The organism is Lysinibacillus sp. FJAT-14222 (assembly GCF_001278875.1).
Lineage (GTDB): Bacteria > Bacillota > Bacilli > Bacillales_A > Planococcaceae > Lysinibacillus > Lysinibacillus agricola.
Genome location: NZ_LIYL01000023.1, coordinates 23,683 through 32,299, shown reverse-complemented (window position 1 = coordinate 32,299; position 8,617 = coordinate 23,683). Strand labels below are relative to the sequence as shown.

At 36.9% G+C, this 8,617-nt stretch carries 8 protein-coding genes and 1 riboswitch; of the genes, 3 read left to right on the top strand and 5 right to left on the bottom strand.

Translation table 11 applies throughout. From position 1 onward, the window contains the following. Positions 1-669: 669 nt before the first annotated feature. Complete coding sequence (locus AN161_RS12065) at positions 670-1,410, bottom strand: hypothetical protein (RefSeq protein WP_241774555.1); 741 nt, start codon at positions 1,408-1,410, stop codon at positions 670-672. A 486-nt stretch (positions 1,411-1,896) separates the two neighbouring features. Here AN161_RS12065 and AN161_RS12060 point away from each other — a divergent pair, with 486 nt between their 5' ends. From AN161_RS12060 to nspC, 3 genes are all read left to right on the top strand, one after another. After that, positions 1,897-2,103: a hypothetical protein gene (locus AN161_RS12060; RefSeq protein WP_053594606.1), complete on the top strand. Its 207-nt coding sequence runs from the start codon at positions 1,897-1,899 to the stop codon at positions 2,101-2,103. A gap of 265 nt (positions 2,104-2,368) precedes the next feature. Next, positions 2,369-3,598, top strand: a complete 1,230-nt coding sequence (locus AN161_RS12055) for a saccharopine dehydrogenase family protein (RefSeq protein WP_053594605.1) — start codon at positions 2,369-2,371, stop codon at positions 3,596-3,598. Continuing rightward, entirely contained in the window at positions 3,595-4,734 is a 1,140-nt protein-coding gene (gene nspC / locus AN161_RS12050) for a carboxynorspermidine decarboxylase (protein ID WP_053594604.1), read from the top strand. The genes AN161_RS12055 and nspC overlap by 4 nt, the downstream gene beginning before the upstream one ends. 46 nt (positions 4,735-4,780) lie before the next feature. Here the strand turns inward: nspC and AN161_RS12045 are convergent, their stop codons facing one another. From AN161_RS12045 to AN161_RS12030, 4 genes are all read right to left on the bottom strand, one after another. Next, the gene (locus tag AN161_RS12045; protein ID WP_053594603.1) at positions 4,781-5,668 is read right to left on the bottom strand and encodes a hypothetical protein; all 888 of its coding nucleotides are present in this window, start codon (positions 5,666-5,668) and stop codon (positions 4,781-4,783) included. A gap of 45 nt (positions 5,669-5,713) precedes the next feature. After that, positions 5,714-5,802, bottom strand: a riboswitch (cyclic di-GMP riboswitch). A 317-nt stretch (positions 5,803-6,119) separates the two neighbouring features. Further along, the gene (locus AN161_RS12040) at positions 6,120-6,323 is read right to left on the bottom strand and encodes a DUF6366 family protein (protein ID WP_053594602.1); all 204 of its coding nucleotides are present in this window, start codon (positions 6,321-6,323) and stop codon (positions 6,120-6,122) included. A gap of 362 nt (positions 6,324-6,685) precedes the next feature. Next, entirely contained in the window at positions 6,686-7,174 is a 489-nt protein-coding gene (locus AN161_RS12035) for a CheW domain-containing protein (RefSeq protein WP_053594601.1), read from the bottom strand. Between the two features lie 25 nt (positions 7,175-7,199). Beyond that, positions 7,200-8,315 carry a M20/M25/M40 family metallo-hydrolase gene (locus AN161_RS12030; RefSeq protein WP_053594600.1) on the bottom strand — a complete coding sequence of 372 codons (1,116 nt, stop codon included), beginning with the start codon at positions 8,313-8,315 and terminating at the stop codon, positions 7,200-7,202. Positions 8,316-8,617 lie beyond the last annotated feature (302 nt).

Sequence of the window (8,617 nt, the reverse complement as noted above, 5' to 3'; positions counted from 1 at the left end):
GACCGACAAACAGAAGACAAAGGAACCTCTGGGGTGTTTTTTTAAAAAAAGTGTTCAACTTGTAATTGCAATTTAGGTAATTAAAATAAATATAAACATAAACAGTAAAAGCCCTTATAAACGAATAAGGGCTTCTATTTTGCTAATATTGCATATATGCAAAATCAAAATCTTGTACAAAGTTACTCCAGTCAATAGCTCGAGAATCACCATCAGGATCAGGATCTTCAAATTCAATCATCAAATTATCGTAATTTGAACCAGTTAAGTACCATCCATTACCAACTACGAAATGATATTTAAGTCCATCAGTATTTGCTACTTTAAGTTTAAATCTTATAGCTACTGGATGTTTGTTCTCAATTGCACTTCTATATTTCAAACTATTAGAATAGGAGCTTGAAGAGTGCTATATCCCTGCTGAACAAAGAACTAAACTTTCATCCAACGAAATTTTAGCCATAATTCAATACAATAATAATAAACAAGGCAAAGGTTTCATTATCAATCCCTACCTTGTTTATTATCTAATTACGCTATTTCTATTGATATTCAATAATCATTTCCCTACCCGTTACAGTAAATTCATCGAACAGGCTTGAATTTTACCTTTACTTCAGAAAATCTATTTTTTAAGCATACAATTTTTAGGGCAGCTACTCATTCCTCTTATAGCATTTGTTTTTTCCATTGTGACAGCACGTCATTGGATTTCGCAATGTCCACTTTTAATGACACCTGTTTATTTGAGCAACGTTTCTTAGCCTTTTCCCAGGCTTCTTCTAAAGCAGGTAAATAGCTTAAATTTTTTGTAGTTGCAACAAGCTGTAAAAAAATATTCCCTTGAATATAGTACCAGCGAGGGTTCATACTATCTAACTGAATAGCTTCTTCAATAAGACGTAGTGCCAAATACGGACTGCCTTCATTACGGCTCAAAAACTGTGCGAAGGCTCCCCAGTAAAGAGCTTTATTTGGCTGTAGTTTTATCGCTTCCGCATATTGCACAAGTGCTTTATCATGCTCCTTTGCAAGAGCAAAATATTCAGCCATTGTATAATATGCATTCGCTTGTGCCTCGACCGATCCAGCTAGTAATTCATCTACTACTTTACCGAATTGCTGGTCATCCTCACTTCCTATGTATGCAGCGAGTGCATCACGCTCTGGATAAGAGCCATCTGTTCGTTCAACACTTTGCTTCACTTTTTCAGCAGTAGGAGCAGGCATATTTGCATAACCGTTCGCTTCCAACAATGCGACGTGCTGTTGGATTGTTGCGAATGACTCATGTTCTGTAAAGGCACTATTTGCTAAAACTGCTTTGGCTAATAGATAGCTTTCTTTTACATGACCATTTAAAAATAATTCATTTATCTGTTGGACTTGCTCATCAAACTGTTTGATCACTATTTAAATCCTCACCTTCACCAAAAGAAAAGTCTTATAAGTATTTTACCATCTTTAAATCTAAAACAAACTAAATAGCAATAATTTTTCTATAATTCTCTCAATTTCAAAACTGAATCATCAGTCCACATAATTAATGAAAGTCAGTACACATTGTGGTTCATCAGATAGCGAGGGTTGATTTCCGTTCCGACTGGGCGTTTTCCCGAAGGCGTCTGGATGAGCCGCTTCACTCGCGTTGCTCGGCACAGGGTTCCACTGCTTGGACATGCTTTTCCGCCGCTTGGTGGAGACTTTTCGCCGATTGGCCATAGTTTTCCACTGCTAACACATACCTTTCCGCCGCTAACACATCTCTTTCCGCCGCTTCATCTGTGGCGGTAATCCTCTGATTAAAAACATTGGATAAAGTTCTGAATCATGAGATAATTGAAGTGTATTTTCATTTTTTAGAACATGTAAATTATATATAGGAGGGCTTGTGCTATGAATAGACGATTTCATTTTGTATCGCTTATTATTGGAAATTTGTTAACACTTGGAGCTATTTTCATTTATGCTATGCAAAGTCAAGTGGATGTGGCCCTCAGCACTTATGCCCTTGTAATGGGTTTTTTTAGTACATTACTACTAATCTTTTTTTATTTATGGGGGGATGAAAAACAACAAATATCGAATCGTTTTTCTAAATAACTCGGTTGACTTAAAATTACAGTTTTTGAAGTTCACACGCTCGTTGAACAAAAAAAGGCATTTCCCCCTTCTCTACACCAGTAGGTAAGGGATTTTTTTCACTAATATCCTCTTTTTTGGTAGTATTCCCCTTTGAATTCGGGCAATTATTGTTGAAAAATAAAAAATTTTGTAGAAAATTTAAAAACAATGATTGAGTAGTAAATCAATTTTCTGTATAATCAGCTTGTTTGACAATACTTTTTATGAATTTGGGGGTAGACAATTGGGTAAAGCATTGATTATAGGAGCTGGCGGAGTAGCCAGTGTTGTGGTACACAAGTGTGTTCAAAATTCGGACGTATTTGAGGAGATTTGTATCGCAAGTAGAACTGTTTCAAAATGTGACGCTCTAAAAGAAAAACTAGATGGCGGAAAAACAAAGATTCATACCGCACAGGTAGACGCAGACAAGACGGAAGAGGTTATTGAGCTTATTAAAGCCTTCGGACCAGAAGTTGTTATTAATGTAGCACTACCTTATCAAGACTTAACGATTATGGATGCTTGCTTAGCGACAGGTGTGCACTATGTGGATACTGCAAACTACGAGCCACCTGAAACGGCAAAATTTGAATATAAATGGCAATGGGCTTATAAAGAGAAGTTCGAAAAAGCTGGCTTAACTGCTTTACTTGGTAGCGGTTTTGACCCAGGTGTAACGGGCGTTTTCACAGCTCATGCACAAAAACATGAATTTGATGAAATCCACTACATTGATATCGTGGATGCAAATGCTGGTGATCACGGTTACCATTTCGCAACAAACTTCAACCCAGAAATCAACATTCGTGAAATTACTGCGAATGGTCGTTACTGGAAAGAAGGCGAGTGGGTCGAAACTGCACCACTTGAGAAAAAAGAGGTTTATAACTTACCAGAAATCGGACCAAAAGATATTTACCTTTTATACCATGAAGAACTAGAATCACTTGCTAAAAACATTAAAGGCTTAAAGCAAATTCGTTTCTGGATGACATTCTCAGAAAAATACTTAACACATTTAAAAGTATTAGAGAATGTTGGAATGACTTCTATCGAGCCTATCGAATTTGAAGGGCAAATGGTTCAACCAATTCACTTCCTGAAAGCTGTACTTCCTGATCCAGCATCACTTGGACCACGTACAAAAGGAAAAACTAATATCGGTTGTATCATCCGCGGTCTAAAAGATGGCAAGGAAAAAACTTATTATGTGTACAACGTATGTGACCACGAGGAATGCTATAACGAGGTTGGTTCACAGGCGATTTCTTACACAACTGGTGTACCAGCAATGATTGGTGCTATGCTTGTGATGAACGGTCAATGGCGTAAACCAGGTGTTTGGAACGTAGAAGATTTCAATCCAGATCCATTCATGGATGCACTAAATAAATGGGGTCTACCATGGCAAGAAAGCCATAATCCAGAATTACTTGACCTTGATTTAGATGCAAAGGAATTAAGCCGATGAAACCAATTGATTTCTCAAAAGTTCCATCCCCTTCTTACGTAGTGGATGAACGATTATTAACAAAAAATCTAGAACTTTTAAAATCGATTCAAGATCGTACTGGCTGCCGTATTTTATTAGCCTTAAAAGGATTTTCAATGCATTCAACATTCCCATTAGTGGGTGAATATTTGGCAGGGATTACGTCAAGCTCATTATTCGAAGCTCGACTGGGCTATGAAAAAATGGGCAAAGAAGTTCATGTCTATGCACCAGCTTACGTGGAGCACGAAATGGACGAGCTTCTTGACTATGTTGATCACATCGTGTTTAATTCATTTAACCAATGGGCTCAATATAAGGACAAAGTAAAATCTGCTGGTAAAACAATTGAATGTGGTATTCGTATCAATCCTGAGTACTCTGAAATTGAAACAGCGCTTTACGATCCTTGCTACACAAATTCTCGTCTTGGTACAACATTAGCCAACTTCGACAAGTCACAGCTTGAAGGTATTGATGGCTTACACTTCCACGCAATGTGTGAGCAAAACTCAGATACGTTAGAGCGTATTATACAAGTTGTCGAAGAAAAATTTGGTGATGTCTTACACCAAATGAAATGGTTAAACTTTGGCGGTGGTCACCATATTACTCGTGAGGATTATGATGTAGAAAAACTTGTGAATATCATTAATTATATTCAAGACAAGTATAATCTTCTCGTATATTTAGAGCCAGGAGAAGCTGTTGCCCTCAATACAGGTTATTTAGTTGCAACTGTTCTTGATGTACAAAAAAACGATATGGACTTAGCAATTTTAGATACATCGGCAACATGTCATATGCCAGACGTTCTAGAAATGCCATACCGCCCAATGATTATCGGTTCAGGTCAACCAAATGAGCTAGCATACACATATCGTCTAGGCGGGCTTACATGTCTTGCTGGTGATGTAATTGGTGATTATTCATTTGAACAACCTTTAAAACCAGGCGACCGTCTTGTATTTACAGATATGGCGCATTATTCAATGGTGAAAAACCATATGTTTAATGGTGTAAATCTTCCATCAATCGTTTCTTATAACGATGAAGAAGGCATTAAAGTCATTCGTGAATTTAAATTTGAAGACTATAGCGGTCGACTTTCATAATAACAAAGAAAATCCTCTCCAACTTAATGTGCTGGAGAGGATTTTTTTACGGCTGCATATTCATCCAACTATCAACATGATGAATGGCAAAACCATTATAGCTTGTTTTTTTGGCATAGTTTTTATGAACTTGTGCTAATTGTTTATTCATATAGGATTCTCCATCATCATAGAAGGTAATATTTTGCCCTTCATCAGAGGCTCCTGTTTCCACACCAATAACAATTGATTTATTTACTTTCTGTGCATAGTTTATTTCATGTTCAACAATTTTAATAATGTCTTTAGCAGCATCTCGATAAGCCATAATCGAAACACTTTCCACTTGGTCAATCACCCACTCCGCTAATAAACCTTGTCCAAATTGATTGTTGTATTTAATTTCGTCAAACCAAAATGGCATATCCACTTCCAACGGCAATTGTAATTGATCGGTATTCTCTTTAGCTCTAGTAAGAAGCGCTTGATAGGATTCAATCGTTTTTACTTGGTTCGAGCTCCAACCGCTATTTAAGTAGGGCTCTACATCGAGATGGACTCCTGAAAATTGCTCTGTTGCTGCTGCGTTCTCATTATATGTATGTAACCAATCAAACAGCTGATCCTGCATTTGATAGCCCTCTGCTGAAACCCAGCTCGCAGCACCATCCAACGCATATACTTTTATACCTTTTGCGGATGCTTGATCGATAAAGCTTTTATAATAGCTACTTGCTATATCATTATTAATTTGTAAATATAATTTATTAACATGTTTGCTTTCTAAAAATGAGAGTACTCCTGATTCATCTTCAACAATCTTTGTCGTATCCCATAACCAGGTAGCCTTATCTTGCATATCCATTGCGTCTACCTTTCCCATTGTTAATCCTAATGTACTTACAATTGTTACTACAAAAACAATGACTGCTCTAAATAGTGACCGACTTACCATATGTTACATCTCCATTCTATATATGCCAAGGCTCATAGAACAGAACCTGGCAACCTGACAATCATGCACTAGAATAGTGTTTAGACTCATGGCTTTGCGTCCTTCCCTTTCGGTGAAGTTTGCCTTTACAGTAGTTTTCTTACCTTACATAATACGACGTTAGAATGAATATGTCTGTAGGTAAAATGCATAATTATGTTGACAACTTTCGAATAAAATAATAGGAACACAGGTTATTTTTACTATAGCAGTAAAAAGCGTTGAGGTATTCTGTAACATTAAAGATAAGTAATTGTACATAATGATTAAAATCATGAACGAAAAATGGTGTCCACAAATTATGGATGAAGTAGATTTGTCCGATCAAACTTATCAAACAGGGAGAAAAAATTGGTCGGAACGTGCAACGATTACCGCTCACACTTATTCGAATCTTCTATTTTTAAGTTCACTAAAAAAACAATTTGTATACAATATATCCTATAAATAATACTAAAACTAATACCACTATCTCTTTCCAACTCATACCAGTTAAATTTCCACCAACTCCTCTATTTACTCCATCGTTTAGAGAACCAGTAGGATTATTTTTTAATTCACTTTGTCTTAAACGTTCTCTTTTTTCTTCTGGTGTTTCCTTTTCCTTTGAATCCATGTGACAAACACCTCCCCAATGATTAATATTTACTTAATTTATAGAAAGATAAATTCATAATTATGCTTATTTGTAATGTACACACAATTAAAGTCTTATATTTACTCATAATTTACAGCCTAAATAAAATTTAGCTCATCTTAACACTTCGCTTTCGCACATAATATACTTTTTGCCCAGACGCCCCTAGTCGGAACGGAAATCAACCACACGTTTTGGTAATAAGCTTAAATTTCAACATCGATTATTCATTTTCCTTTTATTGTTAGGAAACCACTTAAAAAGAAAGACAGAATCACATATTTGTAATTCCGTCTAAAACATCAACGATGATGTGTTTACTTAAACACTTTAATAAAAACTCAAGCCTCTACGTTTTCTTTTTCATTTTCAAGCATTTTGTGCAAATAATTTATAATTTCACGTATACCTTCTAATGAATTCACAAGTATTTTCGGGTCTACGTATGTGATCATGCGATTTTCAAGATTAGCAACAGCTGTAAAGTAGCGCGTTTTTGAATAATTGACAAGTCCCATCTGCTTTAATACTGACTCATCAAAATCAAGAATTTCACGAGCTTCTGTTACAAGTAATCCGTAATTCACAACATCCGTGTTCAACACTATAATTCGTGCTGTTGCAGCATTAGAAGAACGATTATAAAGAATACGCTCAAAATCAAGCACAGGGACAAGCTCGCCACGAATTCTTGTGAAGCCTAGAAGATAATTAGGCAAATGAGGAATCGGTGTTACTTGCTCTAACTTTTCAATCGAAATCGCTTGTTCCACAGGCACTGCATATTCCTCTGTACCACAAGCAAAAACTACTGCTTTTATACTTTCCATGCGGTCACATCCTCGATTTTTGTTGTTATTTTTTCGCAGACTCTTTGACGATTTCGACAAGTAAATCTGCTAATTTTTCTAATTCTTCTACTGGGATCTTTTCATTTGTTGTATGAATATCTTCATACCCAACAGAAAGATTTACTGTAGGGATGCCAAAGCCTGCAATAACATTAGCATCGGAACCTCCACCTGAAATTCCTAGCTTTGGTGTACGATCGATGTTGTGCACAGCCGCCATTGCCACTTGAACAACTTTATCTGATTCTGTTACACGGAATCCAGGATACATTAGCTTTACTTCAACTTCAGCCTTTGCTCCTAGTGAAGCTGCAACTTGCTCAAACGTCTCCTGCATATGCTTAGTTTGTGCATCTAGCTTCGCTTTGTCGATTGAACGAGCTTCTGCAAGAATCGTTACTTCATCACAGACAATATTTGTTGCCTGACCACCCTCAAAGCGACCGATATTTGCTGTTGTTTCTTCATCTAATCGACCAAGTTTCATTTGTGCAATACATTTGGAAGCAACCGTAATCGCTGACACTCCTTTTTCTGGAGCAACACCAGCGTGCGCTGTTTTCCCAATTATTTTAGTGAAAATTTTTGCTTGGAAAGGCGCTGCAGTTACAATTCCTCCTACTTTACCGTCACTGTCCACTGCAAAGCCATATTTTGCTTTAATTTTAGATGGATCTAACTCTTTCGCTCCAACGAGTCCACTTTCTTCACCAGCTGTAATAATAAATTCAATATCTCCATGTTCAATATTTTGCTCTTTTAAGCGTTTAGCCATTTCAAATAATGCGGCAAGACCAGCTTTATCATCGGCACCTAAAATTGTTGTACCATCTGAAACGATATAGCCATCTTCACGAAGAGACGGTTTAATACCTTTACCTGGGACAACTGTATCCATATGAGAAGTAAAATAAATCGGTTCGATATCTAACGAACCTTTTAACGTAGCAAGTATATTCCCTGCTCCATGCCCGTTACGAGTATGTGCATCATCTTGTTCTACTGTAAAACCAAGCGCTGTTAATTTGTCGATTAAAATCGGCGCAATCACTTGTTCATGTTTTGTTTCTGAATCGATTTGTACGAGCTCAAAAAACTCTTCTACTAAACGACTTGTCATGTTGTAAGACTCCCTTAGTTTACGTGTTTTTCCACGATATAGTATACGTTTTATTTTAGCACAACGTTTAAAGAGTTGAAATCATTCGCTAACATGAAATAAGCTATTTTATGAAGGAATAGCAATTATTTCTTAGCGTAATTATACTGACACTTCGTTTAGATAAATAGCTCTTCGGCAAAACGTGGGTTGATTTCCGTTCCGACTGGGCGCTTTCCTGAGGGCGACGGGCCAACAAATATTTTCTGCGCGAAAGCATAGCGGCAGCGGCAAATATTTTCTGCGCGAAAGCATAGCGACAG

Excerpts from the sequence above, each read along its gene's own strand:
- AN161_RS12060 (WP_053594606.1), top strand. The coding sequence starts at position 1,897 with ATGAATAGACGATTTCATTTTGTATCGCTTATTATTGGAAATTTGTTA.
- nspC (WP_053594604.1), top strand. The coding sequence starts at position 3,595 with ATGAAACCAATTGATTTCTCAAAAGTTCCATCCCCTTCTTACGTAGTG.
- AN161_RS12045 (WP_053594603.1), bottom strand. The coding sequence starts at position 5,668 with ATGGTAAGTCGGTCACTATTTAGAGCAGTCATTGTTTTTGTAGTAACA.
- AN161_RS12040 (WP_053594602.1), bottom strand. The coding sequence starts at position 6,323 with ATGGATTCAAAGGAAAAGGAAACACCAGAAGAAAAAAGAGAACGTTTA.
- AN161_RS12035 (WP_053594601.1), bottom strand. The coding sequence starts at position 7,174 with ATGGAAAGTATAAAAGCAGTAGTTTTTGCTTGTGGTACAGAGGAATAT.
- AN161_RS12030 (WP_053594600.1), bottom strand. The coding sequence starts at position 8,315 with ATGACAAGTCGTTTAGTAGAAGAGTTTTTTGAGCTCGTACAAATCGAT.